Source organism: Salinispora mooreana, from assembly GCF_000379065.1.
Taxonomy (GTDB): Bacteria; Actinomycetota; Actinomycetes; order Mycobacteriales; family Micromonosporaceae; genus Micromonospora; species Micromonospora mooreana.
Map to the genome: position 1 here is coordinate 3,009,770 of NZ_KB900614.1, position 25,283 is coordinate 3,035,052.

The following is a 25,283-nucleotide window of genomic DNA, read 5'->3' on the forward strand; positions in this document are numbered from 1 at the left end:
ACTGGTCAGAAGAGGAGGAGCGGCGCGGACGGGTCGCTCGGGTGGGCATCGGTGGAGGCGATGTCCCGGACCTGGTCCGGGGTGATCCGCCTGATCGGGAAGCCCTGGTACGCCACGTCGTTGGCCTCATACATCACCGGGCCGTACGGGGCCTCCGGATGCACCGGGTACGCCGCCAGATGCGTGACGATGGCACCGGTGACATGCAGCTTGGTCTCCCGGGCCCCGTCCACTCCGACCTCGTAGAGCACTCGTTTGCCACCCTTTTCGCCGGCCAGGGCCAGACTGTTCTCGCCAGACCAGTCGACCGCGGTGAGCCCGGTGAGGGAGGTGTGACTGCGGCGGGGCGGCCCGACCGCGAGCGTGTCCCCATCGTGACTCACCGCTGCCAGATAGAGCTCGCCCCCGCTGACGATCGCCAGCCGATGCCCATCCAGGGCGGCGGCCACCGCTGTCACGCTCCCGAGGTTCAGCGGCACCGGGTCCAGCTTGGCCGCCTCGTCAAAGCGGTACAGCTGGCCGTCGGCGACGACCAGGCCGACCGGCCGCTGCGGTGGCGCCGACCGCAGCCAGACCGGTCGGCTCATCGTCCGGAACGTGTCCTGACCCGCGGTGAACGCGGTGAGGGGGGCGGAGCCGACCTCGACCGCGAGTCGCTGCTGCCCACCCCCGGCATCAACCGTGAGGGCCGCGAGGGTACGTTGCCCGGAGCGGCTGATTCCGGCCGAGAGCACCTGGTCGTTCGCGGCTGGCGCCACCGGCACCGCCGTTGGGCCGAGCGAGTGGATCGCCCCCTCGTAGATGCAGAAGGGCTGCGGGATGGGTTCGACCTGATACACCGGATTCAGCCTCCGGTGCTGCCCCACATCCTCGATGAGCAACTGTGACTGGTTGCGGATCTTCAGCTCGAGCTGCCCGGTCAGCTCCGGCAGCGACCACACGAGCTGGGTGGCGAGCTGACTCAGCCGGGCACGATCGGCACCGGCCATGTCCAGGTTGACCTCCCAGCGGTCGTCCGTCCGGGTGGCGTTGTTGATCAGATTGGTGCCGTCCGGCAACCCGCTGCTCGCCCGCTTCAGCCAGGCGGAGTGTCCGCCGACCAGCCACCGGACCACCTCGCTGACCAGCCGGTCATCGGGCACGGCGAGGGCCAGGTAGCGCTGGTCCGGCACCAGGCGTAGCCGGTCCGCACTCCAGAAATAGATCGTCCAGGGCTTGTAGTACTGCGGCAGTGCCTCGACGGTGAGCAGGAGCACGTTCGGCGGATTCGTCACATACCATTCGATCTCGTCCCCGCCCTCCGGCGAGAACTCGCTCAGGCTGAAGACGTACGTCTCCGGGGTGGCCTCCGGTGGCGCCAGCATCCCGTCGGCGGTCAGCTGCCCGACCTGCTGCACCGTGAGGGTGACCTGGATCTCCTCCGACCCGGGGACGATGTCCGGCTCCTCGAGCAGCCGGACCACGGTCAGCGCGACCTCGCTCCCCTCCTTCTTCGGCAACCGGGCTCGGTCCTCCGGGACGACGAACTCGCTGACCCGGTCGTACGCCCCATCCGCCTCCCCGGCCGCGGCAGCGAGGAAGTTGTCGACGAACTCCTCCCGGCTGTCCGCCGCGGTACGAGACGGCGGCTCGTACCGGCCCCCGCTACGCGTACCCGTCTCGGCCGCCGGGCCGGGGCCCTCGATGCGTACCTCGGTCTCCCCGGGGATCCCGCAACCGGCCGCGGTGACGAGGAGAACGCCACCGAGCAGGCCGCCGAGTAGCTGGCGGCTCACGACCGGGCCTCCGCACCGTCGGTCGGCGCGGGACCAACCGCCAGCGCCCCCGCGCTGCCCTGACCGATGGCGAGCAGGCCGCCGTCGCGTGGGCCGCCACACGGCAGCTGCGCGTCGGCGGGAACCAGTCGCAGCGGCGAAGAGGTCAGCCGGTCGCCGGCCCGCGCCGGCAGGGTGAGCCGGAACTGGGCCCCCTGCCCTGGCGCACCCCACGCCTCCAGCCACCCGCGGTGCAGCCGGGCGTCCTCAAGGCTGATCGACAGGCCCAACCCGGTGCCCCCGGTCTGTCGGGCCCGCGACGGGTCGGCCCGCCAGAACCGGTTGAAAATCAACTTCTCCTCCCCGGGTTTGAGCCCCAACCCACGGTCGCGCACGGTGACCGCCACCGCGGTCTCGTCCACTCCCAGGGTGATGCGCACCGGCCTACCCTCGCCGTGCTCGACGGCGTTGCCGACCAGGTTCCGCAGCACCCGCTCGACGCGACGCGGGTCGACCTCGGCGATGACCGGGTTGCTCGGCAGATCCAACTCGACGGTGACCCCCACCCGCTCGGCGAGGCAGGCCAGCCGACCCACAACCCGGTGCACGACCGGCACCAGGTCGGTGGGCTCGGCGTCCAGCGCGGCGAAGCCGGCGTCGAATCGACTGATCTCCAGCAGGTCGGTCAGCAGCTCCTCGAACCGGTCCAGCTCCGTCTGGAGCAGCTCGGCGCTACGGGCCACGGCCGGGTCGAACTCATCCCGCTCTGCGAAGATCAAGTCTGCGGCCATCCGGACTGTGGTCAACGGTGTCCGCAGCTCGTGCGAGACGTCCGAGGTGAAGCGGCGTTGCAGCCGCGACATCTCCTCCAACCGGAGGATCTGCCGTTGCAGGTTGGTCGCCATCTGATTGAAGGACTCGGCGAGCAGCGCCAGATCGTCCTCGCCGTTGACCGCCATCCGCTGGTCGAGCAGGCCGGCGGAGAGGCGTTGCGCGGTCCGGGCGGCCACCCGGACCGGCGTCACCACCAGCCGGGTCACCAGGGCGGCGAGCAGCCCGAGCAGCACCACCAGGGCGGCACCGGTCCCGACCACGGTCGCCCGGGCATCGGCGGCGGTCTCGTCCTGCCGGGTCAACGGAACGAGGTAGTAGAGCTCGACCTGACCGAACTGAGTCGGCACGGGCGAGCCGTAGGCCAGATACTTCGTATCGGTCTCGCCGAGTCGGCCGGTACTGATCTGGCTGGCGACCTCACCCCCGGCGACGGTGGCGCGCAGCTCCGGGCTGATCAACGAATTGAGGTTGCTCACCACCGGGGCGGTTCGGGGCTGGATCACCCCTTCGGCGTTGTCCGCGATCAGGGCGACCACCACCCCGGTCGCCTGCTGGGGGTCGCCGCCGGCCAGGTAGTTCACCGTCCCGTCAACGGTCTCCTGGAACTGCGCCTCCTCCGGCTTGTGGTAAAACCCGAGCTGTTTGGCCGCGTACGCCGCACCGCTGTTCAGCCGGTCCTGCACATCGGCCTCGGCGTTCTCCAGCAGGATGCTGGTGATCTTGTCTGCGATGAGATAGGCGAAGCCACCGACCAGCAGGCTGGAGGCCAGGAGCGTGATGGTCACCACCCGTACCTGCAACGAGCGCCGCCAGGCCTGATGCAGCCCGGCGACCAGTCGCGCGCCCCACCCGCCCACGGCACGCCACAGCTCCCCGGCGGCGAGGCGGCGCGGGGAGCCGTTCGTGGTGGAGTCGGGTACCAGGGAGTTGGCCACAGTGTGGCCAGGTTATCCGGTGCCCGCCTTGTAGCCCACGCCGCGCACGGTCAGGATGACTTCCGGGCGCTCCGGATCTGGCTCGATCTTGGCCCGGAGCCGCTGGACGTGCACGTTGACCAGGCGGGTGTCGGCGGCATGCCGGTACCCCCAGACCTGCTCCAACAAGACCTCCCGGGTGAAGACCTGCCGCGGCTTGCGGGCGAGCGCGACCAGTAGGTCGAACTCCAACGGCGTGAGCTTCACCTCCTCGCCGTTGCGGCTGACGGTATGCGCCGGCACGTCGATGGTGATCTGGTTACCCGGTGGACCGATGGTGAGCAGCTCGGGGGCGGCATCCTCACCCCGGCGCAGCCGGGCCCGCATCCGGGCCACCAGCTCCTTCGGCTTGAACGGCTTCACCACGTAGTCGTCTGCCCCGGACTCCAGCCCCAGGACGACATCAACCGTGTCGCTCTTGGCAGTCAGCATGACGATCGGTATTCCCGACTCGCCCCGGATCGACCGGGCCACATCGATGCCACTCATGCCCGGCAGCATGAGGTCGAGCAGCACGATGTCCGGCCGGTTCTCCCGGAACGCGGCCAGGGCACGTTCGCCGTCGGCCACGAACGAAGGCAGGAAGCCCTCGCTGCGCAGGACGATGCCCAGCATCTCGGCGAGGGCGGGGTCATCGTCAACCACCAGTACCCGAGCTCTCATGGGATTAATCTTCCATCCCCATCTCCGTTATGGGATCCACGTCCGCCTCCGGGGCGGGATCCACCCTCCGCTGGCATCGATGCCGTAGGCCGTCGTCACCCAGCGCCCGCGGCCCGGACGTCGCCGTCGGCCGTGCGGGTCTGCTGATCGGACCAGCCTGCCACCATGATCCCTGGGTGCGCCCGCCGGCACCAGCACCGAACAGGCAATCCGACGCTCACCCCGGGCTGGCGACGAGACGCCGAGGCCGCCGGGGGCTGGCTGGCCCCGCCCGGTCGGGCGGGGCCAGCCAGCGCACGAGATCACCAACCGTTCTGGGCTTAGCCTCAGTAGCGGTAGTGGTCCGGCTTGAACGGACCCTCCTGCTGCACCCCGAGGTACGCCGCCTGCTCCTTGGTCAACGTTGACAAGCGCGCACCCAAGGCGTCCAGGTGCAGCCGCGCAACCTTCTCGTCCAGGTGCTTCGGCAGCACGTACACGCCCGTCGGGTACTCGTCGGTCTTCGTGAAGAGCTCGATCTGCGCGATCGTCTGGTCGGCGAAGCTGTTGGACATCACGAACGACGGGTGGCCGGTCGCGTTGCCCAGGTTCAGCAGCCGCCCCTCCGAGAGCACGATCACCGCGTGCCCGTCGTCGAACCGCCACACATCCACCTGCGGCTTGACGTTCTCCCGCGTCACGTCCGTCCGACGGGCCAGCCCCGCCATGTCGATCTCATTGTCGAAGTGCCCGATGTTACCCACGATCGCCTGGTGCTTCATCCGCGCCATGTGCTCGTTGGTAATCACATCGAAGCAACCGGTTGCCGTGATGAAGATGTCGGCGGTCTCCACCACGTCCTCCACCGTGGCAACCTGGTAACCATCCATCGCCGCCTGGAGCGCACAGATCGGGTCAATCTCGGCCACCACCACGCGGGCCCCCTGGCCACGCAGCGATTCCGCGCACCCCTTGCCCACGTCGCCGTAGCCGATAACCACCGCGACCTTGCCACCGATCAGCACATCGGTAGCCCGGTTGATCCCGTCGACCAACGAGTGCCGACACCCATACCGGTTGTCGAACTTGCTCTTCGTTACCGCGTCATTGACATTGATCGCAGGGAACAGCAGCAAACCCGCCCGGTGCATCTCATACAGGCGATGCACACCCGTGGTCGTCTCCTCCGTCACGCCACGGATGCCGCCCGCCAGCCGGGTCCACTTTCCGCCGTCGCGCTCCAGCGACCGACGCAGCAGGTCAAGGACCACGGTGAATTCTTCGCTGTCACCGGCGCCCGCCGCCGGCACCGCACCGGCCCGCTCGAACTCGACGCCCTTGTGCACCAGCATCGTGGCGTCGCCACCGTCGTCGAGGATCATGTTCGGACCCTCTTCACCCGGCCAGGTCAACGCCTGCTCGGTGCACCACCAGTACTCCTCCAGGGACTCGCCCTTCCAGGCGAAGACCGGCACTCCCGCCGGCGCCTCCGGGGAGCCCTCCGGACCCACCACCACCGCGGCGGCGGCATGGTCCTGGGTGGAGAAGATGTTGCACGACGCCCACCGGACCCGTGCTCCCAACACCACCAACGTCTCGATCAACACGGCCGTCTGCACGGTCATGTGCAGTGAACCCGAAACCCGCGCACCAGCCAACGGCCGCGACTGCCCAAACTCCTGCCGAAGCGCCATCAAGCCCGGCATCTCATGCTCCGCGAGCCGAATCTCCTTGCGCCCAAACTCAGCTAGCGACAGGTCCGCAACCTTGTAGTCACCGTCGGAGACAGTGGTGGGCTGGGACGTCCCGCTGGCGGACGCCGGAAGGGTGCTGGTCATGAAGTACTCCTGTCGACGATGTGCAGCGCGATAAACACCATACGCGCGCGTACCGGTCGACCGCGCCCCTCCCCGGACAGCGCACGAGGCGGCCGGCCCCGGGAGGAAAGCTCCGTCCCTGGTCCGACCGCCCCGCACATCCCCCCGGTTTGGTTCCCCACACGCCCCCGTGATCGTCGTCGCGACAACGCTGTGTGCCTAAAGAGTCACACCACCATTCTGACGAGTCAAGCTATTCCGGAAAAATCGGACTTGCGTGTTGCTGGGGGTGCGGCTCCGCTCAGCGCAGCCCAGAGCCCGCCACGTACGCCTCGCCCGAACCCGAGATCCGCAACTCACCGGCGGCAGCCGGGCTCACCGCGGCCTGCCCCGGCCCCAGCTCCACCGACCCGGCACCGTCGTCCACGGTGAGGGCGCCGGCAGCGCAGAGCACCACCCGCGGCCCGACCAACGGCACCGTCACCTCCGCCTGATCCGAGCCCACCTGAACCTGGTGCAACGCGAAGTCGTCCACCGGCACCGGCCAGCAGACCACGCCCGGCGCGACCGGCACCGCCCGCACCACCGGATCGTCCAACACCTCGAACCGCAGCACCCGCAGCAACTCGTCAACGTCGATCCGCTTCGGCGTCAACCCCCCGCGCAACACGTTGTCACTCGCCGCCATGATCTCCACGCCGGTGCCGCGCAGGTATGCGTGCAGGTTCCCGGCCGGCATCCAGATCGCCTCTCCCGGTGCGATCCTCACCCAGTTGAGCAGCAACGCCACCAGCACACCGGGATCGCCCGGGTAGCTGTCGGCGAGCGAGCGGGCCAGCCGCGCGTCCGGACTCTCCACCGCCGCCGACGCCACCGCCGCCACCAGCTCGGCGCGCTGATCGGTGGGGAAGGTCAGCAGGAGCCGTACCGCGTCGGCGAGACCCGCCGCTCCCGTCCGCAAGGCGGCCACCACCGGCTCCAGCGACGGTACGCCGAAAGCGGCGAGCGCCTCCGCGGACTCCGCCGGATCACGGAACCCGCAGAGCGCCTCCATCGGCGTCAGCGCCACCAGCAGCTCTGGCTTGTGGTACGGGTCAACGTAGTTACGCTGCCCCGCCTCCCGCGCCGCGTCAGCGGCATGGCCGGCGCGGGCCTGCTCCGGATCGGGATGGGCCTGAAGACTGAGCGGCGCGTCGGCGGCGAGGACCTTGAGCAGGAACGGCAGCCGAACGCCGAACCGATCAACGACCTGCTGGCCCAGCCAGTGCCCCGGCTCGGCCGACAACAACTCGACCAGACTGACCCGGGTCCCGTCCCGGTCCACGCTGGCCGGTGCGCCCGGATGCGCGCCCAACCACAGCTCCGCCTCCGGCTCCGGACTCGGCGCAGGTCGCCCCTGAAGGGTGGCGATCGCCGAGCGAGAGCCCCAGGCATAGTTTCGGATCGGCCCGTACAACAATTCCATGGGTCAACCCCCAGACAGCCCGACGTCCTCGCCGGGTTCACTTTCGGTCCGCTCTGCACCAGACGTGACATAGACATCCGGCTCCAGATAGATCACGCGGGCAGTCGGTACGGCGGCGCGCACCCTTGCCTCCACCGCGTTGATATCCCGGGCCAGCTCCTCGGCGCTGCCAACCGAGGTGACGGCGACCTTCGCCGCCACCATCAGCTCCTCGGGACCGAGGTAGAGCGTCTTCATGTGGATGATTCGCTCGACCTCTCCCCCGGCGGTCATCGCCTCCTCGATCGCCTCGACCTCCGGCGCCTCGGCGCCCTCGCCGAGGAGCAGGCTCTTGGTCTCGATGGCGAGGATGACCGCGATCACCACCAGCAGTACACCGATCATCGCGGTGCCGGCGGCGTCCCATCGGCCATCGTTGGTGACCAGGGTCATGCCGACCCCGAAGAGCGCGAAGATCAGACCGACCAGCGCACCCAGGTCCTCCAGGAGCACCACCGGCAGCTCGGGGGCCTTGGCCCGCCGGACGAACCGCACCCAGGACTGTTTTCCACGGACGCGATTCGACTCCTGGATCGCGGTCCGAAAAGAAACCGTCTCCATGACGATAGCGCTTACCAGGACAACGACCGGGACCCACTGCCAGCTTTCGATGCCCTCCGGGTGCGACCACTTGTGGTACGCCTCGTACAGGGCAAAGAGGCCACCGACGCTGAACAGCACGATGGAGACGATAAACGCGTAGATGTAGCGTTCCCGGCCGTACCCGAACGGGTGTTGTGGGGTCGCGGCGCGCTTCGCCCGCCGCCCGCCGAGCAGCAGCAGACCCTGGTTGCCGGCGTCTGCGACCGAGTGGATCGATTCGGCCAGCATCGACGACGAACCGGTCAGCAAAAATGCGACGAACTTCGTTACCGCGATACCCGTGTTGGCCAACAGCGCGGCGACTATCGCCCGTGTCCCGCCACTGGCGCTCACGCCACGGCCCCACTTCGCTGGGCCGGGGCGCTCCTACCCACGCTCACTGATTGGCCAACTCCTTCATCTCGGTGACCGCGGGAACGGCCATCGGATCCAGGCCGTGCGCCAGGGCGAGATAGGTCGAGGCGAAGTCCGGCACCGCGATCAGCGAGGCGAGCCGCTCCAGCGCCGAGCCGCCTTCGGCAGTGACCACGTCGGCGCGCACCCCCCGCCGCTCGGCGAGGGTCTGGACCGCGTCGGCACGCCGCTCCTCCACCGCGAGCGGCTCGTCGGCGTCGTCCTCCGGGTTGAGGCCGCCGTCACGCAACAGCACCAGCCGCAGCCGAGTCCCCGCCGCCCTCTGGTCGGGGTCGGCGAAAATGTCCCGCTCCCCCTCCACCAGCCCGCCGAAGACCCCGTCGAGCAGGCCGACCCGGCCGCGACCGGCCTCGCCGAGCGCCCCGGAGACAACCGGGTACCGGGCGTTCGCCGAAAGGGTGTCGCCGAAGCGGCGGGCCGCGACGGTGGCCAGTGGTGACGAACCCCAAACGATCGGGATCGAGCCGGCCAGACCCAGCGCGAGGGACTTGGCCGGATTGACGAAGGACTCGGCGGACGGCCGACACCGATCAGCCTCGGCGTCCAGTCGGGTGGCGGTCTCCGCCAGGTCAGCCTCGTTGACCTTGACCAGACCGAGCATCCGGGCGGCCAGCAGCACCGGCACGGTCAACGCCCAGAGACTCGCCCGCGCCGGGGCCCGTCGGGGTACCGGAATGAATGGTGCCCGGGCCCGCTCCGCGACCGACTGTAGCCGCGAGTCCGGGGCACCGACCGCGACCAGGCGGGCACCTCGCCGATGGGCCGCCTCGGCCGCACCGAGCGCCTCCGGGCTCCGGCCGGAGGCGCTGACCGCGATCACCACGTCGGCGGCGCCCACCCAGCCGGGCACGCCGGCACTGCGATGGGGGATCACCGGCACCGGGCAGCGTGGCCCGGCGACCGTCGCCAGGACGTCACCGGTCCGCCCGGCCGTGCCGATACCCGCGATGACAACCGCGCGCGGACGCCCCTCGTCGGCCAACACCGACAGGTTGGCCTCGGCGGCGAGGGCGGCCGACTCGCGGACCTGCGCCCCGCCGGACGCGATGTGCCGCAGCATCCCCGCCGGATCCCGCTCGGCGAGCGCGTCCAGATCGTCCAGCAGGGCCTCGTCGACTTCCCGGTGGCCACTAACTCCGGCCGCACCGTCGATCACGACCGCTCCGCCGGACCGCCGCGCGCCTCATCCAGCAGGAGCACCGGCACATCGTCGCGGACCTCGAAGATCCGGCCGCACTCGGTGCAGGTGAGCGTCTGCGCCCCGGCGTCATAGTCGAGTGGGGCGTGATGTGTGTCCGGGCAGGCGAGAATCTCCAGCAACTGCGGATCCAGGGCCACGGCGCGGCTCCTTCCACCTCTGGGTTACCGGTCGGTGGCGCCGACCGGCGCACGGGATCTTATCGGCGAACCCGGTCGAGCACCGCATCGCGGAGCGAGGCCATGCGTTCCCGGGTCGGGGCTTCGACGTTGAGCCGCAGCAACGGCTCGGTGTTGGAGGCCCGTAGGTTGAACCAGGCACGGTCGGCGAAGCGCAGGGTGAGACCGTCGGTTTCGTCGACTTCCGCGTCCGGGTACGCGGCCCGCACCTCGGCCACCCGCGCCGCCTGGTCTTCCACCGTCGAGTTGATCTCGCCGGAGGCGACGTACCGCTCGTACTCTCCGGCCAGCACCGACAGCGGCAACGACTGCTCACCCAGCGCCGCCAGGGTATGCATCGCGGCGAGCATCCCGGTGTCGGCAAACCAGAAGTCCCGGAAGTAGTAGTGCGCGGAGTGCTCACCACCGAAGATGGCGTTGGTCCTGGCCATCTCGGCCTTGATGAACGAGTGCCCAACCCGGGACAGGACCGGTTGCCCACCGTTCTCCCGGACAATCTCCGGCACGGCAGCCGAGGTGATCAGATTGTGGATCACCGTCGAGCCGGGGTGCTTGGCCAGTTCCCGAGTGGCGACCAGCGCGGTGATCGCCGACGGCGACACCGGCTCCCCACGCTCGTCCACCACAAAGCAGCGGTCGGCGTCGCCGTCGAAGGCCAAGCCGATGTCCGCCCCCCCGGCCCGCACCGCCCGTTGCAGGTCGACCAGGTTCTTCGGGTCCAGCGGGTTTGCCTCGTGGTTGGGGAAGGTGCCGTCCAGCTCGAAGTAGAGCGGCACAATCTCCAGCGGCAACGCTGCCAGCGCGGCATCGCCGAGCACCGTCGGGACCGTGTAGCCGCCCATGCCGTTCCCGGCATCCACCACGACCTTCAACGGTCGAATCCGGGTCAGGTCAACCAGCTTGCGCAGGTACGCCGCGTAGTCCGCGAGCAGATCGCGCTGCTGGACCGGCGCGCTCGGCGAACCCGCCGGCCGGGCGTCACCCGCGTCCAGCAGCGCCTCGGCCCGCGCCCGGATCTCCGCCAGGCCGCTGTCCTGCCCGATCGGACGCGCCCCCGAACGGCACATCTTGATGCCGTTGTACTCGGCCGGGTTGTGACTCGCCGTGAACATCGCCCCCGGCAGGTCGAGCGACCCGGAGGCGTAGTACAGCATGTCGGTCGAGGCCAGGCCCAGCTCGATGACCGCCCGACCGGCGGCCCGGACACCGGTGGCGAAGGCCGCTGCGAGCCCGGGGCCGCTGTCCCGCATGTCGTGCGCGATCAGCACCGCGTCGCCGGGCTCCCCGCCAGTGTTGAGAACCTGGGCAAAGGCGGCACCAAGCGCCACGGCGACCTGCTCGTCCCACTGGTGCGGCACCACCCCACGCACGTCGTAGGCCTTCACGATCTGGGACAGGTCAGTCACCGTGCTCCGCTCCTCGCGCTGGCGTCGTCAACGGCCTGAGCGTATCGGAGCACGGATGATCGCTCCGGCCCAGCCGAAGAGCTGACGGTATCTGGCTCAGTCCGGCAACCGGGGGATGAACCAGGTGCGGCCCTCCGGTGCCGGCGCGGCGGGCCCACGCTGGCCGGGAACCGGGGGCACCGGCGGGGAACTCGGCCCGCCCGACACCGGTGGTGCGCCGTCGGGGTGGGTGCCGTAGAGCCCCGGGTTAGGGCGCTGCGCTGCCGGACTGCCGTACAGGCCCGGCGTCGCCGGACGCCCGGGGACCGGCGGCTGCCCCGGGCCGGAATACCCGAACCCAGCGGGGTGTGCGCCGTCGGCGTGGACTGACCGGTCTTCCCGGAACCGCCGGACCAGCAGGGCGATCAGGACGACGCCGACCGCGACCATGGCCATGCCGGCGTAGAGGAAGACGGAACCGCCGGACGACGGCTCGGCCGGTGCCGTGCTGTCGGCGTCGTCCCCGGGATCGGTCCGGGCGTCCACGGCGGTTGACGCCGCTGCGGTGGCGGCCTCCGTCGCCGCGACGGTCGGCACCGCAGCGGCGGTGGGGGTCGGTGCGGCGGCGGGCCTACCGCCGGTCACCTTGGCGGAGTCGGAATCTCGACCGATTACCTGGCCGTCCGCGCTGACGGCCTCGCCGACAACGGTGAGCTGCCCGTCCACCGTGTCCGCGGCGAACGCCACCTCGTACCGCAGCTTGACTCGCTTGCCCTTGCAGAGCTGCGGGTTCTCCGGTGACGCCGCGGCGGTGGCCACCCCGCCCTGACCGGCGGCGAGCTCCACCGGAAGCCACCCACCACCGGTGTTGACCCGCACCCGCACCTGATCCGCCCGGAGGCCGTCGAGGTAGAGAGTGAGCGCGGCCTGCAGCTGCACGCAGCCCTCGGTGCGCTTGCGTACCTCGACCGCGACCTCCGCCGCCGAATCACCCGCCTTGAACTTCCCGGCCGCGCTGACCCGCACCGTGTCCTCGGCGGCCAGCGCGGGCGACACACCGAGCGCCAGCAGGGTGCCAGCACCCGCACAGATCGCCGCGAGCCGTGCCGTGGACCGCCACACCGCCATGATCACCTCGCCGTTCCTCTCTGCCGCGGGCTCGCCGGTCAGGCTACTACCGCGCGGAGAAGACGCGTGGCCCGACGGCGTCCCGCGGCGCCCGGGCCGCCGCCCCGACGCAGCGGCGGCCCGAGCAGGCCGTCGCAGACCTAGCCGGCGATACCGGTGAGGACCAAGACCCGGGGTTCGGTGTAGTCATCCATCGCACTACGCACCCCCTCCCGCCCGACGCCAGAGCCCTTCACCCCGCCGTACGGCATCTGATCGGCCCGGTACGACGGCACGTCCCCGACGATCACCCCGCCCACCTCCAGCGCCTGCCCGGCGCGGAACGCGGTGTCCATCCGGTGGGTGAAGACGCCCGCCTGCAACCCGTAGGCCGAGTCGTTGACCGCGGCGAACGCGGCGTCGTCGGTGGTCGCCCGGGCGACCACCAGCACCGGCCCGAACACCTCCTCGGCACTGACCTTGGCGTCCCGCGGTACCCCGGACAGCACCGTGGGCGGGAACTCGGCCCCGACCCGGCGCCCACCAACCTCGAGGGTGGCACCCGCCGCGACCGCCTCATCCACCCACGCCTCGACGCGGCGGGCGGCTGACTCCGAGACCAGCGGACCAACGTCGGTCAGCTCGGACGAGGGATCACCGGTACGCAGCGCCCGCACCGCCGCGACCAGGCGAGGCAGGAACCCGTCGTAGAGCCACTCGTGCACGTAGACCCGCTGCACCGCGATGCAGGACTGGCCGGCCTGGTAGTTCGAGAACGTCGCGATCCGATGCGCGGCGAAGGTCAGATCCTCCTCCGCGCTCCAGTCCTCGCAGATCACCACGGCCGCGTTGCCACCCAGTTCCAGGGTGACGTGTTTCTCCGGTACCGACCGACGGAGCGCTGCGCCGACCGGGCCGGAGCCGGTGAACGACACCACCGGTAGCCGTGGGTCGGCGACGAGGCCGGCAGCCTGTTCGTTGGGGAGCGGCAGTACCGAGAACATGCCCTCCGGCAGGTCGGTCTCGGCCAGCAGCTCACCGAGGAGCAGCGCGGACAGCGGAGTGGCCGGGGCCGGTTTGACGACAATCGGTGCGCCGACCGCGATCGCCGGGGCAACCTTGTGCGCCACCAGGTTCAACGGAAAATTGAACGGGGAGATCCCCAACACGGGACCCCGCGGTACCCGCCGGACGAGCGCCAGCCGGCCGGTGGCGCCCGGGTCGGTGTCCAGGCGCTGTAGCTCCCCGGAGAAGCGCCGGGCCTCTTCGGCAGCCCACCGGAACGTTGCGAGCGCCCGCCGCACCTCGGCGCGCGCCCACTTCACCGGCTTGCCGTTCTCCGCGGTGATCAGTGCCGCCACCTCATCGGCCCGCTCGGCGAGCCGCCGGGAGACGTGCTCCAGGGCCGCCGCGCGCCGGTAGGCGGGGAGGGCCGCCGCGGTCGGGGCCACCGTGGCTGCCGCCGCGACGGCGGCCTCGACCTGACCGTCGGTGGCGAAGGTGGTCCGCCCGACAACACGGCCGTCGTACGGATGGCGCACGGTCAGCTCCTGCTCACCGTGGGCGGGGCGAGAGGCGACATGGAAGGCTACGGACTCCACATCGAGCAGCGTAGACGAGGCCTCGCTTGGCGATCCGGGGTGAGCTGCGTCACCATGGGCGCCAGGAGGTCACCCATGGCTGACCCGTGGCTCGCCCTGGAAATCGGCGTCGATCCGGCGGAGCGGATCGCGCAGGTGGGTGCCGCCCACACGGCCTTTCTCACCGGGGCGAGGCCGCAGCGGGTGCGGGAGGTGGTACGCCGGTCATGGGAACGGTCAATGCCACTCGACCCGGAGGGCACCCCGCCCGTTGACCTCGTGGACGACATGCTGGAGAGCTACCGGGCCGGGCACCCGCTGGCCCCGGTGCTGCCGATCTTCCAGGACCTGCTCGGTGGGATCGCCCAGGACGGCGCACACCTGATGGCGGTCTGCGACACCCACGGCCGGCTGCTCTGGGTGGAGGGGCACCCGGGGGTACTGCGCCGGGCCGAACAGATGAACTTCGTGCCCGGGGCCCGCTGGGACGAGACACACGCGGGCACCAACGCGCCCGGCACCGCTCTCGCCGTGGACCACAGCGTGCAGATCTTCGCCACCGAACACTTCAGCCGCCGCGTCCAGCGCTGGACCTGTGCCGCCGCGCCGATCCATGATCCGGCCACCGGTCGACTTCTCGGGGCGGTCGACATCACCGGCGGCGATCACCTCGCCACTCCACAGAGCCTGGCGTTGGTCCGGGCCACCGCCCGGGCCGCCGAGGCGTTCCTGACCGGGATGACCCAGGTCGAGCCGGACGTGGTGCAGGTGGCCGCGCTCGGCCGGGACGAGGCCCAGCTACGGGTCGGCGGCCGCCGGATCCGACTGGGCCGGCGGCACAGCGAACTGCTGGTGTTGTTGGTGGATCACCCAGAAGGGCGCACCGGGGAGCAACTCGCCCTCGATCTGTACGGCGAGGACCGGCTGCACCCCGTCACCCTCCGGGCCGAGCTGTCCCGGCTGCGCCGCGTACTCGGCCCGGAGCTGCTCGACTCCCGCCCGTACCGACTGCGCTGCCGCGTACGCGCCGACTTCCGTACCGTCACCGACCGGCTGGAACGGGGCGACCCGGCGGGTGGGATCGACGCGTACTCCGGGAGCCTGTTGCCCGGCTCGGATGCGCCGGGAGTGGCCCGGCTGCGCCGGCTGGTAGACGGACAACTCCGTGCGGCCGTGCTGGCGGCCGCGGACCCGGCGCTGCTCGTCTCCTGGACCGCGACTCCCGCCGGCACCGACGACCTGACCGCCTGGGAGGTCCTGGCGCGGGTACTGCCGCCGGGTGCCCCGCGTCGGCCGCTCGCCCTGGCGCGGGCCCGCCAGCTCGCCCGGGAGTACGGCGTCCCGCGTGCAACGTCGCTGCAACGTCGACAAAAATAGGGTCAACGCCGTCCACTCCTCGTTGACGGCGGAGGTACCCATGACGCGTTACGACGCGCCCACCCACTGGCAGTCCCGCTACGACCACTTCATCGGTGGCGAGTACGTCAAGCCGCATGGCGGGCGGTACTTCGACAACCCGACGCCGGTGACCGGACAGCCCTTCTGTGAGGTGGCCCGTGGCACCGCCGAGGACGTGGAGCGGGCCATCGACGCCGCACACGGCGCCGCCGGGGCCTGGGGGCGCACCCCGGCCGCTGACCGAGCCCTGGTCCTCAACCGGGTCGCCGACCGGATGCAGGAGCACCTGCAGGCCCTGGCGATCGCCGAGACCTGGGAGAACGGCAAGCCGATCCGCGAGACACTCGCCGCCGACATTCCGCTCGCGATCGACCACTTCCGCTACTTCGCCGGCGTGATCCGGGCCCAGGAGGGCTCCCTGGCCGAGATCGACGATGACACCGTCGCATACCACTTCCATGAGCCGCTCGGTGTGGTCGGGCAGATCATCCCGTGGAACTTCCCGCTGCTCATGGCAACCTGGAAGCTCGCCCCGGCACTCGCCGCCGGCAACGCGGTGGTACTCAAGCCCGCCGAGCAGACTCCCGCGTCGATCCACTACCTGCTGTCCCTGGTGGCCGACCTACTGCCGCCGGGTGTGGTCAATGTCGTCAACGGCTTCGGGATCGAGGCCGGCCGGCCGCTGGCGTCCTCGCCCCGAGTGGCCAAGGTGGCCTTCACCGGCGAGACCACGACCGGGCGGCTGATCATGCAGTACGCCAGTGAGAACATCAAGCCGGTCACCCTGGAGCTGGGTGGCAAGAGCCCGAACATCTTCTTCGACGACGTCAGCGCCGCGCCGGACGACTTCCGCGACAAGGCGCTCGAGGGCTTCACCATGTTCGCCCTGAACCAGGGCGAGGTCTGCACCTGCCCGTCGCGGGCGCTGATCCAGCAGGGCCACTACGCCGACTTCCTGGCCGCGGCCGTCGCGCGGACCCGGGAGATCATGCCGGGACACCCGTTGGACACCGCGACCATGGTCGGCGCGCAGGCGTCCAACGACCAGCTCGAGAAGATTCTTTCCTATCTGGATATCGGCCGGCAGGAAGGCGCCCGGGTGTTGACCGGTGGCGCGCGGGCGAAGCTGGGCGGTGAGCTCTCCGGCGGGTACTACGTCGAGCCAACGATTTTCGAGGGCAGCAACTCGATGCGGATCTTCCAGGAGGAAATCTTCGGCCCGGTGGTGTCGGTGACCTCCTTCGCCGACCTCGACGACGCGGTAAAAATCGCCAACGACACCTTGTACGGACTGGGTGCCGGCGTCTGGACTCGGAACATCAATACGGCGTACCGAGCAGGACGGGCTATCCAGGCAGGACGGGTCTGGACAAACTGCTACCACGCATACCCCGCACACGCCGCATTCGGTGGGTACAAGCAGTCCGGAATCGGCCGGGAAAACCACAAAATGATGCTGGACCACTACCAGCAGACCAAGAACCTGCTGGTCAGCTACGCCCCGAAGAAGTTGGGCTTCTTCTGATGAGCGACCTGGTAACCGTGACTCCCGCAGCGGCCGAGCTGATCCGGTCGCTGCGGGAGCAGCACGGACCGTTGATGTTCCACCAGTCCGGTGGCTGCTGCGACGGCAGCGCACCGATGTGCTACCCCGCCGGCGAGTTCCGCACCGGCTCGGCAGACATTCGGCTGGCCGCGCTGACGGTGGACGGTGTGCCAGAGCCAGTCGAATTCTGGATCTCACGCGCCCAGTGGGCCCGCTGGCAGCACACGAGGCTAACAATCGATGTGGTTCCCGGCCGGGGCAGTGGATTCTCCCTGGAGTCCCCGGAGGGCCTGCGCTTCCTCCTTCGCTCCACCCTCGCCCGCCGCGAACACGAGAAGGCGCCAGATCGGGCATCGGCGGCGCAGAGCCGAGTGGCGACAGACTGCGTCGAACAACGACCGCAGGCACACTGACGTGATCTCAGCGACTGTGCGGTAGGTACTTGGACTCGAAGTGGGTCAGGTGAAGTGCGGCGGCGATGATGTCGCTGATCCGGCGTGGGCTGGCGGTGGCATGCCGGAGGGTCTTCCAGTGCGGACTGGCGACATCGGGCGCGGACACTGGCCGCCTCGTCCCACTTTCCGGGGCAGCTCGACAGGGAGCAGGCAACAACCCCACTCGCCCGCCGGTACAAGGGCGGTCTTCGAACCACCCGGCGGCCAGAAGCAGATCCTGCGAGCCGTCTCCACCGAGGCCGGGTCCCGGCTGTAGCCGTGCGGAGCGACCGCGGCGGCGGTCAGTGACTGGGAGGAATCACGCGGAGGTGGCCGCGACGCCCGGTGGACGACGTCGAGGCCGCTGGGTCGGGGCTGCCCTCCGGGGGCCGAGGGGCTACCGGGCGGGCTGCCTCACGGACCGCCTCGGCGAGAGCGACTAGGTCGTCCGTCGTGGGCGGCGGCGGTTCGAACTCCCCCTCGTGCCGGACGACATCCCAGCCCCGCGGCGCGGTCAGACTGCGCGCGTGCGGCTCGCAGAGGTCGTACGTGTGCGGCTCGGCGAAAGCCGCCAACGGTCCCACCACGGCGGTGGACTCGTTGTAGACATAGGTCAATGTGGCGACTGCTTGCCTGGGGCAGCCGTTTCGGGTGCAGCGCCGTGGTGACCTCACCGCGGCAGGGTATCTCCAATACCGGCTCCGGCGCACCGGTTCGCGACCCGACACGCCCGTCTTGGTGATCACATTTCAGCCGTTCGGATCCGGCGCGCCAGCGCGCCCCGGCTGTCGCGGGACAGCACCGGCTGGGGACTACCCTGGGCCCATGGGAAGCCCGGAACACCGCCGCCCCGGCACCAGCCGGCGCACGCGCCGCGACCGTCATGGGCGTGGTCTGCGCGGTCGCCTGGTGCCCGCGACGGTGCCGCTGGCGCGAACGAAGGCCGAAGTCTTCGACGGACTGGTGCTGGACACGGTGGAGACACTCGAGCGGCGGTTCGCCAAGGAGCTGGCCGGCGTCGAGTTCGCGGTGGAGGATGTGCCGCCGGAGCTGAATGTCTACGACTCTGACGTACTCGAGGACGGCGCGGTACCCCTTGCCCGCCTTCTGCCGGGGCGGCCGGGCCGGCAGGAGATGCCGCCACGGATCGTCCTCTACCGCCGGCCGCTCGAGTTTCGGGCGATGGACCGTGAGGACCTGGCCGACCTCGTTCACGACGTCATCATCGAACAGGTGGCGAACCTGCTCGGAGCGGACCCGGACGAGTTGGCCTGAGCCCGGCCACCGCGGCTGGGCGGAGCCGGGCCATGGCGCCGGTCCGGGGCAGCCCCCACCACCCCGGATCCCACCTGAGGTCAGGCGGCACGCCGCTTGAGTCTGCGGCGCTCCCGCTCGGAGAGACCGCCCCAGATGCCGAACCGCTCGTCGTGACCGAGCGCGTATTCGAGGCACTCGGTCTTGACCTCGCAGCGCGAGCAGATCCGCTTCGCCTCACGGGTTGAGCCGCCCTTCTCGGGGAAGAACGCCTCCGGGTCGGTCTGCGAGCAGAGCGCCCGCTCCTGCCACTCCGGCGCGTTTCCGAGCAGGTCGGCCGCCTCGAGCTGGCCGTCCATTCAATGCCTCCTTGTCGCGCACCGGCGTCATCGCCGCTGCAACCCCCCACGCGAAAGGCGTGCTGTCCGTCCGGTACCGGTATGTAGTGTTTCGCGAACAACCCCAGTCAAATTACACGCGTGTCATGCGTGCGCCGTCAAGCCAAACTTGATAATGGGGCTGCCCTCCACACCTCACCCGGTCCGGCCCATCGGGCCTCCCGGCCTCGCAACCTGCCCTACCGATTCAGACCCCCGCCGGGTAACGCCCGCCCCGGCGAGTTGCCGGAGTTTTCTCCGTGGCGCGGCACCGAACACCCCGTCCAGCCAACCCGCCGAACCGGATGGTGATCTTGGTGATGCACAGGCTATCCCGCCGCCACCACGCCCATTGCCCAGGGTGACCAAGGGGCGCAACCCCACGTCCACATAGTGGACTTTCGGTGTGACAGGGCTTTCGCGCGACAGACAACAAGGCCGCTGATGTGCCGTCCAGGAAAGAGAACTCAGCAATCAGTCCACTATGGATTGAAATTATGCCCGTCCGCAGCGGATCTCACCAGACGGTACAGCGACCGACCGCGGGGTCCCGGTTGGCCGCTGCCAGTGGGCTGCCCAGCGGGCGCGGAGCAGCCCGGGGCCCGGCGACCAGTTGGGCCCGCACTACCCGGCCCGGCGACCAGTTGGGCCCGGCGCTACCCGGCCCCGCGGCGGAGCAGGTCCAGGGCTACCCGGACCGACGGCCGTACGCGGTTGTTCGCTTGCTGGCTGGTCGCCCGGCCGCAGCCGCGATCGCGATCAACTGTTCCTCGGTCCGAGCCGACCCGTTGCCGGAGCCCGCCATCCGGGAGATCGTCTCCTCCATCAGCGTGCCGCCCAGATCGTTGCAGCCGCCGCGGAGCAGCTCGGCGCTCCCCGCGTCACCCAACTTCACCCACGAGCACTGGATGTGGTGAATCCGACCGTGCAGCAGCAGCCGGGACATCGCGTGCACCACCCGGTTCTCCCGCCAGGTAGGCCCCGGACGGGCGATCCCGGCCAGGTAGATCGGGGCGTTGGTGTGTACGAACGGCAGCGCGACAAACTCGGTGAAGCCACCCGTACGGTCCTGCGTCTCGGCCAACACGCGGAAGTGCGTAAGCCACTGCGCGGGATGGTCAACATGCCCGTACATCATCGTGGAGCTGGACCGAATCCCCAGCTCGTGCGCGGTGGTGACCACCTCGACCCAGGCGGCCGTCGGTAGCTTGCCCTTGGTGAGGACCCAGCGCACCTCGTCGTCGAGGATCTCGGCGGCGGTGCCGGGGATGGTGTCCAGCCCGGCCTCCCGCAGCTCGGTCAGCCACTCCCGGATGGAGACGCCCGCCTTACCGGCTGCGGTAACGACCTCCATCGGGGAGAACGCGTGCACATGTAACCCCGGCACCCGCTTCTTGATCGCCCGCACCAGGTCGGCGTAGGCCGTCACCGGCAGCCTCGGGTCAATACCCCCCTGGAGGCACACCTCGCTCGCCCCGGCCCGCCACGCCTGCTCGGCCCGGTCCGCGATCTGGTCAACCGAGAGCCGGTACGCGTCGGCGTCCCGCTCGCGCTGCGCGAAGGCGCAGAAGCGGCAGCCCACGTAGCAGATATTGGTGAAGTTGATGTTGCGATTGACCACGTAGGTGACCTCGTCGCCGACCGCGTCGCGGCGCACGTCGTCGGCGATTCGGCACAGCTCCTCCAGAGCCGGGCCGTCCGCCGCGAAGAGCGCCAGCGCCGCAGCGGTCTGTCCGGGCTCCAGCAGCGACGCCGGATCGTCGGCGGCGAGGCGCAGACCGGCCCGCAGGTCGTGGTCGCCGACTCCGGCGGTCGCCCCGGCGCCCACCCGGCCGGCCACCATCGACCAGTCGCCGTAGACCTGGTCGAAGTCGCCCCGCCGATCGGTGGTACGGCCGGTGGTGTCGATGGTGGTATGCAGGTCGATCCGTCCGCCGTAGGCCTCGTCCGGCTCCTGCCACGGCCGCCCCGTCGGCTGGGCGGTCGGCACCGCCAGCCCGGTCGCCGGGTCCGCCAGGGCCGTAACGTGCGGCAGCAGGCGCGGGTCGAGCCACGGGTCACCGGCGCGGACGTACTCCGGGTAGATCGTCAACCGCTCCCGCAACGCGAACCCGGCCTGCTCGGTGCGGCGGGACAGCTCGTCGAGCTGCGGCCAGGGCCGCTCCGGGTTGACGTGGTCCGGGGTCAACGGCGAAACGCCGCCCCAGTCGTCGATGCCGGCGCGCAGCAGCAGGTCGTACTCGCCCGCGATGAGGTTCGGTGGCGCCTGGAGACGAGCCTGGGGACCGAGCAGTACCCGGGCCACCGCCACGGTGGCGGCGAGATCGTGCAGCTCCGCGTCGGGCATCCCGCGCATCGCCGTGTCCGGCTTGGCCCGAAAGTTCTGCACGATCACCTCCTGGAGGTGGCCGTACTCCCGGTGTGACCGGCGGATCGCGAAGAGCGCCTCGACCCGCTCGGCCGGGGTCTCCCCAATCCCGATGAGGACACCGGTGGTGAAGGGCACGTTCACCCGACCCGCGTCCTCGAGCACTCGCAGCCGAACGGCCGGCTCCTTGTCCGGCGAGCCGTAGTGCGGGCCTTTCGGGGAGGACCACAGCCGGGTGGCGGTGGTCTCCAACATCATGCCCATGCTCGGCGCGACCGGTTTGAGCCGCTGCAGTTCGGACCAGCTGAGCACCCCGGGGTTGAGGTGTGGCAGCAGGCCCGTCTCCTCCAGCACGGCCACCGCGCAGGAGCGCAGATAGTCAAGGGTCGAGTCGTACCCCCGCTCGTCCAACCACCGGCGAGCCGCCGGCCAACGCTCCTCCGGCCGGTCGCCGAGGGTGAACAACGCCTCCTTGCAGCCGAGCTCCGCGCCCTGCCGGGCGATCGCCAGCACCTCGTCACGGTCGAGAAACGCCGCCGGCAGCCGGTGCGGCACCGTGGCGAAGGTGCAGTAGTGACACCGATCCCGGCAGAGTCGGGTGAGCGGGATGAAAACCTTCTTCGAGTACGTCACCACCCCCGGCCGCCCGGCCGCGCGCAGCCCCGTGTCCCGGATCGCCCCGGCGACCTGAAACAACTCGTCCAGTGCGGCACCTCGAGCGCTCAGCAGCGCCGTCGCCTCATCGGTGTCCAGCGCCCGTCCGGACGCCGCTCGACGCAACGCCCGCCGCACACTCGCCTCGGTGGCAACCGGCTCCGTGCGATCAACCATCCGCTCAGCGTAGGCGCTCCACCCGCCTCCGCGCCCTACCGGGTTTGATCACTCCGGGGGCCGGATCACCACGCGGCCGGAGACCTACCTGGTCAGTCGGGGCTGTCGGACGGATTGATGCGTCGGGTGCGGTCCTCGTCCGGGGAGGGCGCCGGGGGCTCAACCGACTGGCGGGGAATGGCCTGGGTCGGCTCCGCCGACGGCGGCTGCCCGAACGGCGGGGCCGGTGGGGCTGGCGGGGACGTCCCGGCGTGCGGCGCTGTGGACTGGCCGTAGACGGCACCAGGCTGGGGCGGAGCGGACCAACCAGCCCCCTGGCTCGGGTCGGGCCAACCAGCCCCCTGGTTGGGGCCGGGCCAACCGCCGGGCCCGGCGGTTGGCCAACCGGGCTGGGTGCCCGGCTGCCCACCGGGGGGCGGCGCCGGCCAGCCGGGCTGGGGAGCGCCGTAGACGCCGGGCTGGGGCTTGGGCTTGGGCACGTAGTAGAGCCGGCGCCAGATCCGATACACCGGGAACCCGGCCAGCAGCAGCAGCCCCAGCCCAGCCAGTTGGGTCAGGAACCCCAGGAAGGCCTCGAGCAGTTCAGCCGAGACCAGCCGGTCAACGGACCAGATCAGGAAAGTCAGGGCACCGAAGAAGACGCTGAAGGCGTACTGGCCCAACGCCACCTGGGTGATCAGCTTTGCCCGGGGAAGCACCGGGTGCAGGTGTGTGGCGAGCAGGACCGCCAGCAGCGGCAGGACGACCGCCTCGATGCCGGTGAACGCGGCAGCCGCGCTGCCGGCACGCCCGGCGGCAGAGGTGGCCGAGGTCAGGAGCCGGAGCAGGCCGACGAAGAGGAGGAGGGCATTCGCGCCGAGGAGCACGAACGCCGCTGGTTCACGCAACGGCCGGGTCAGTTGACGGGCCGGCGTCGGTTCGGTGGACGCCGGTTCGACAGGGCTGGTCACGGTATCCCCCTTCGAACGGAATTGGACAGCTGCCGACGTGAGCCTAGTCTCCCGGGTGGCCCGGAGCCCGGAGGCGGCGGGTAGGCGAGGATGGACGGCATGCGCATCGTGGTTCTGACCGGAGGAGTCGGCGGCGCCCGGTTCCTGCTCGGGGTACGGGCTTACGCCCGGGCGATCGACGCCGAGGTGACCGCAGTGGTCAACGTGGGCGACGACCTGTATCTACACGGCCTGAAGGTCTGCCCGGACCTGGACAGCGTCATGTACACGCTGGGTGGGGGCGCCGACCCGGAACGTGGTTGGGGGCGCGTTGCGGAGAGTTGGACGGTGCGGGAGGAGCTGGCCGCCTACGGGGCAGAGCCGGCCTGGTTCGGGCTGGGCGACCGAGATCTCGCCACCCACCTGGTCCGCACCACCAAGATCACCGCTGGCTATCCACTGCACCAGGTCACCGCCGCGCTGGCCACCCGCTGGGAGCCCGGCGTACGCCTGCTGCCGGTGACCGACGACCGCCTGGAGACCCACGCGGTGGTTGACCTCGACGGCGGCCAGCGGGCGATTCACTTCCAGGAGTGGTGGGTACGGCACCGGGCCGAGCTGTCCACGCACCGGTTCGTCTTCGTCGGCGCGGAAGACGCGAAGCCGGCACCGGGGGTGATCGAGGCGATCGCCGCGGCGGACCTGGTGCTGATCGCACCGAGCAACCCGGTGGTGAGCATCGCCCCGATCCTGGCCGTGCCCGGGGTGCGGGACGCGGTCGCGGCGGGGCCGGCCCCGGTGGTCGGCGTGTCCCCGATCATCGGCGCCAGCCCGGTCCGTGGGATGGCCGACAGGTGCCTGGCCGTGCTCGGCATCGAGTGCAGCGCCGCCGGGGTGGGCGGCCTCTATGGTGGACGGGCCAGCGGCGGCCTGCTCGACGGCTGGCTGGTGGCCGAGGAGGATGCGGCGACAGTGGTGCCGGGGGTGACGGTCCACGCGGCGCCGCTGCGGATGACGGACGAAGCGGCGACCACGGCGATGGTCCAGGCCGCGGTGGGGTTGATGTGAATCTGGAGATCATGCCGGTGCGCGGCATCGGCCACGTGTCCGAAGGCGACGACCTGGCCGCCATGATCGTCACTGCGGCGCCGTGGCTGCGCGACGGCGACATCCTGGTAGTGACAAGCAAGATCGTCTCGAAGGCGGAGGGCCGACTGGTAGACGTCCCGGCCGACGGGCCGGAGCGGCTCGAGGCCCGGGCAGAGGTATTGGCGGCGGAGACCGCGCGGGTGGTCGCCGCCCGGGGCGCGACCCGGATCGTCCAAACCCACCACGGCTTTGTGATGGCCGCAGCGGGCATCGACGCCTCCAACGTCGACAAGACCCGGCTGGTGCTGCTCCCGGTCGACCCGGACGCCTCCGCCCGGGGGCTGCGCGCCGCGCTCCGACAGCGGTACGGCCTCGATGTGCCGGTCATCATCAGCGACACCATGGGCCGGCCGTGGCGCAACGGGCTCACCGATGTCGCGCTCGGTGTCGCCGGCCTCGACCCCGTGCACGACCACCGGGGTGAGGTCGACCCGTACGGCAACGAGCTGGAACTCACCCAGATGGCGGTGGTTGACGAGCTGGCCGGCGCCGGCGAGCTGGTCAAGGGCAAGTGTGACCAGGTGCCGGTCGCGGTCGTACGCGGCTACCCGGCCACCCCGCGGGCCGACGACGGACTCGGGGCCAGGGCCCTGATCCGGGACTCGTCGTTGGACCTGTTCTCGCTCGGCACCGCCGAGGCGCGGGCCGCCGGGATGACCGAGGCCGCCGCCCTGCGCAACGGTACCGGCGCGACGCCACCCGACCCGGCCGCGATCGACCGGGCGATCGCCGTCGTGGGTGCGACGGTAGCCCCCGGCACGGTCTTCACCCACGTCACCGAACCGGCAACCCACGACCAGCTGGCCGGCACGGTACCGGGCTGGCCAGCCACGGCGAGCACCCTGCTACTCGCCGCCCCGCCGACCCCGGTGGACCCGTTCGGGCTGGTCCGGTTCGGCGCGGACGTACACCGCCTGCGCGCCGCCCTGGCCGCCGAGGGCCTGCCGTCCACCCTGCTGCCGCCCCCGCCCGGCACCTCCGCCACCGCAGCCCTGGCGCTCTAGGG

The 25,283-nt window shown here is 70.6% G+C and carries 22 protein-coding genes; 6 read left to right on the plus strand and 16 right to left on the minus strand.

Annotated features, from left to right (window positions below; genetic code table 11):
- Positions 1-5: 5 nt before the first annotated feature.
- The 11 genes from SALPAC6_RS0114400 to SALPAC6_RS0114450 all read right to left on the minus strand — a co-directional run bounded on the left by SALPAC6_RS0114400 (position 6) and on the right by SALPAC6_RS0114450 (position 14,012).
- Positions 6-1,775 (minus strand): LpqB family beta-propeller domain-containing protein, encoded by a 1,770-nt coding sequence (locus tag SALPAC6_RS0114400; protein ID WP_018254098.1) that lies wholly within the window; start codon positions 1,773-1,775, stop codon positions 6-8.
- Entirely contained in the window at positions 1,772-3,445 is a 1,674-nt protein-coding gene (gene mtrB, locus SALPAC6_RS0114405) for an MtrAB system histidine kinase MtrB (protein ID WP_026189675.1), read from the minus strand. The genes SALPAC6_RS0114400 and mtrB overlap by 4 nt, the downstream gene beginning before the upstream one ends.
- A gap of 90 nt (positions 3,446-3,535) precedes the next feature.
- Positions 3,536-4,225 (minus strand): MtrAB system response regulator MtrA, encoded by a 690-nt coding sequence (gene mtrA / locus SALPAC6_RS0114410; protein ID WP_018254100.1) that lies wholly within the window; start codon positions 4,223-4,225, stop codon positions 3,536-3,538.
- Positions 4,226-4,551: 326 nt separating this feature from the next.
- The gene (gene ahcY, locus SALPAC6_RS0114415; RefSeq protein WP_018254101.1) at positions 4,552-6,042 is read right to left on the minus strand and encodes an adenosylhomocysteinase; all 1,491 of its coding nucleotides are present in this window, start codon (positions 6,040-6,042) and stop codon (positions 4,552-4,554) included.
- 280 nt (positions 6,043-6,322) lie between these two features.
- The gene (gene manA, locus SALPAC6_RS0114420; RefSeq protein ID WP_018254102.1) at positions 6,323-7,486 is read right to left on the minus strand and encodes a mannose-6-phosphate isomerase, class I; all 1,164 of its coding nucleotides are present in this window, start codon (positions 7,484-7,486) and stop codon (positions 6,323-6,325) included.
- Between the two features lie 3 nt (positions 7,487-7,489).
- Positions 7,490-8,461, minus strand: coding sequence for a cation diffusion facilitator family transporter (locus SALPAC6_RS0114425; protein WP_018254103.1), 972 nt, complete (start codon positions 8,459-8,461; stop codon positions 7,490-7,492).
- Between the two features lie 43 nt (positions 8,462-8,504).
- Positions 8,505-9,698, minus strand: a complete 1,194-nt coding sequence (locus tag SALPAC6_RS0114430) for an SIS domain-containing protein (RefSeq protein WP_018254104.1) — start codon at positions 9,696-9,698, stop codon at positions 8,505-8,507.
- On the minus strand, positions 9,695-9,880 hold the full coding sequence (locus SALPAC6_RS0114435; protein WP_018254105.1) for a Trm112 family protein: 186 nt from the start codon (positions 9,878-9,880) through the stop codon (positions 9,695-9,697). Before SALPAC6_RS0114435 ends, SALPAC6_RS0114430 begins: the two co-directional genes overlap by 4 nt.
- 59 nt (positions 9,881-9,939) lie before the next feature.
- Positions 9,940-11,325, minus strand: a complete 1,386-nt coding sequence (locus SALPAC6_RS0114440; RefSeq protein ID WP_018254106.1) for a phosphomannomutase/phosphoglucomutase — start codon at positions 11,323-11,325, stop codon at positions 9,940-9,942.
- 96 nt (positions 11,326-11,421) lie between these two features.
- Complete coding sequence (locus SALPAC6_RS0114445) at positions 11,422-12,438, minus strand: hypothetical protein (protein WP_018254107.1); 1,017 nt, start codon at positions 12,436-12,438, stop codon at positions 11,422-11,424.
- Positions 12,439-12,572: 134 nt separating this feature from the next.
- Positions 12,573-14,012 carry an aldehyde dehydrogenase family protein gene (locus SALPAC6_RS0114450; RefSeq protein WP_018254108.1) on the minus strand — a complete coding sequence of 480 codons (1,440 nt, stop codon included), beginning with the start codon at positions 14,010-14,012 and terminating at the stop codon, positions 12,573-12,575.
- A gap of 75 nt (positions 14,013-14,087) precedes the next feature.
- On the opposite strand from SALPAC6_RS0114450, the gene SALPAC6_RS0114455 reads away from it, so the two are divergent.
- From SALPAC6_RS0114455 to SALPAC6_RS26030, 3 genes are read left to right on the plus strand one after another with little or no spacing between them, the layout of a single operon-like run.
- Entirely contained in the window at positions 14,088-15,368 is a 1,281-nt protein-coding gene (locus tag SALPAC6_RS0114455; RefSeq protein ID WP_018254109.1) for a GAF domain-containing protein, read from the plus strand.
- Between the two features lie 40 nt (positions 15,369-15,408).
- Positions 15,409-16,914: an acetaldehyde dehydrogenase ExaC gene (exaC, locus tag SALPAC6_RS0114460; RefSeq protein WP_018254110.1), complete on the plus strand. Its 1,506-nt coding sequence runs from the start codon at positions 15,409-15,411 to the stop codon at positions 16,912-16,914.
- On the plus strand, positions 16,914-17,348 hold the full coding sequence (locus tag SALPAC6_RS26030; RefSeq protein ID WP_018254111.1) for a DUF779 domain-containing protein: 435 nt from the start codon (positions 16,914-16,916) through the stop codon (positions 17,346-17,348). The genes exaC and SALPAC6_RS26030 overlap by 1 nt, the downstream gene beginning before the upstream one ends.
- A gap of 7 nt (positions 17,349-17,355) precedes the next feature.
- Here the strand turns inward: SALPAC6_RS26030 and SALPAC6_RS29710 are convergent, their stop codons facing one another.
- Together SALPAC6_RS29710 and SALPAC6_RS0114475 are read right to left on the minus strand one after the other, a co-directional pair.
- Complete coding sequence (locus tag SALPAC6_RS29710) at positions 17,356-17,496, minus strand: hypothetical protein (RefSeq protein WP_018254112.1); 141 nt, start codon at positions 17,494-17,496, stop codon at positions 17,356-17,358.
- A 175-nt stretch (positions 17,497-17,671) separates the two neighbouring features.
- Positions 17,672-18,043: a DUF3499 domain-containing protein gene (locus tag SALPAC6_RS0114475; protein WP_033666385.1), complete on the minus strand. Its 372-nt coding sequence runs from the start codon at positions 18,041-18,043 to the stop codon at positions 17,672-17,674.
- A 151-nt stretch (positions 18,044-18,194) separates the two neighbouring features.
- On the opposite strand from SALPAC6_RS0114475, the gene SALPAC6_RS0114480 reads away from it, so the two are divergent.
- Positions 18,195-18,644 (plus strand): metallopeptidase family protein, encoded by a 450-nt coding sequence (locus SALPAC6_RS0114480; protein ID WP_026189676.1) that lies wholly within the window; start codon positions 18,195-18,197, stop codon positions 18,642-18,644.
- Positions 18,645-18,724: 80 nt separating this feature from the next.
- On the opposite strand, the gene SALPAC6_RS0114485 is transcribed toward SALPAC6_RS0114480, so the two are convergent.
- The 3 genes from SALPAC6_RS0114485 to SALPAC6_RS0114495 form a co-directional block, all read right to left on the minus strand.
- Entirely contained in the window at positions 18,725-18,982 is a 258-nt protein-coding gene (locus SALPAC6_RS0114485; protein WP_011904858.1) for a WhiB family transcriptional regulator, read from the minus strand.
- A gap of 706 nt (positions 18,983-19,688) precedes the next feature.
- Positions 19,689-22,199 (minus strand): bifunctional FO biosynthesis protein CofGH, encoded by a 2,511-nt coding sequence (locus SALPAC6_RS0114490; RefSeq protein WP_018254115.1) that lies wholly within the window; start codon positions 22,197-22,199, stop codon positions 19,689-19,691.
- 92 nt (positions 22,200-22,291) lie between these two features.
- Positions 22,292-23,149, minus strand: coding sequence for a hypothetical protein (locus tag SALPAC6_RS0114495; protein WP_018254116.1), 858 nt, complete (start codon positions 23,147-23,149; stop codon positions 22,292-22,294).
- A 99-nt stretch (positions 23,150-23,248) separates the two neighbouring features.
- Between SALPAC6_RS0114495 and cofD the strand changes: the two genes are divergently transcribed.
- Positions 23,249-24,196 carry a 2-phospho-L-lactate transferase gene (gene cofD / locus SALPAC6_RS0114500; RefSeq protein ID WP_020493589.1) on the plus strand — a complete coding sequence of 316 codons (948 nt, stop codon included), beginning with the start codon at positions 23,249-23,251 and terminating at the stop codon, positions 24,194-24,196.
- Positions 24,193-25,281 carry a coenzyme F420-0:L-glutamate ligase gene (locus SALPAC6_RS0114505; protein ID WP_018254118.1) on the plus strand — a complete coding sequence of 363 codons (1,089 nt, stop codon included), beginning with the start codon at positions 24,193-24,195 and terminating at the stop codon, positions 25,279-25,281. The genes cofD and SALPAC6_RS0114505 overlap by 4 nt, the downstream gene beginning before the upstream one ends.
- Positions 25,282-25,283: the final 2 nt, after the last annotated feature.

Coding starts and splice junctions, on each gene's coding strand:
- SALPAC6_RS0114485 (WP_011904858.1), bottom strand. CDS start 18,982: ATGGACGGCCAGCTCGAGGCGGCCGACCTGCTCGGAAACGCGCCGGAG.
- cofD (WP_020493589.1), top strand. CDS start 23,249: ATGCGCATCGTGGTTCTGACCGGAGGAGTCGGCGGCGCCCGGTTCCTG.
- ahcY (WP_018254101.1), bottom strand. CDS start 6,042: ATGACCAGCACCCTTCCGGCGTCCGCCAGCGGGACGTCCCAGCCCACC.
- mtrA (WP_018254100.1), bottom strand. CDS start 4,225: ATGAGAGCTCGGGTACTGGTGGTTGACGATGACCCCGCCCTCGCCGAG.
- manA (WP_018254102.1), bottom strand. CDS start 7,486: ATGGAATTGTTGTACGGGCCGATCCGAAACTATGCCTGGGGCTCTCGC.
- exaC (WP_018254110.1), top strand. CDS start 15,409: ATGACGCGTTACGACGCGCCCACCCACTGGCAGTCCCGCTACGACCAC.
- SALPAC6_RS0114480 (WP_026189676.1), top strand. CDS start 18,195: ATGGGAAGCCCGGAACACCGCCGCCCCGGCACCAGCCGGCGCACGCGC.
- SALPAC6_RS0114490 (WP_018254115.1), bottom strand. CDS start 22,199: ATGGTTGATCGCACGGAGCCGGTTGCCACCGAGGCGAGTGTGCGGCGG.
- SALPAC6_RS0114455 (WP_018254109.1), top strand. CDS start 14,088: ATGGCTGACCCGTGGCTCGCCCTGGAAATCGGCGTCGATCCGGCGGAG.
- SALPAC6_RS26030 (WP_018254111.1), top strand. CDS start 16,914: ATGAGCGACCTGGTAACCGTGACTCCCGCAGCGGCCGAGCTGATCCGG.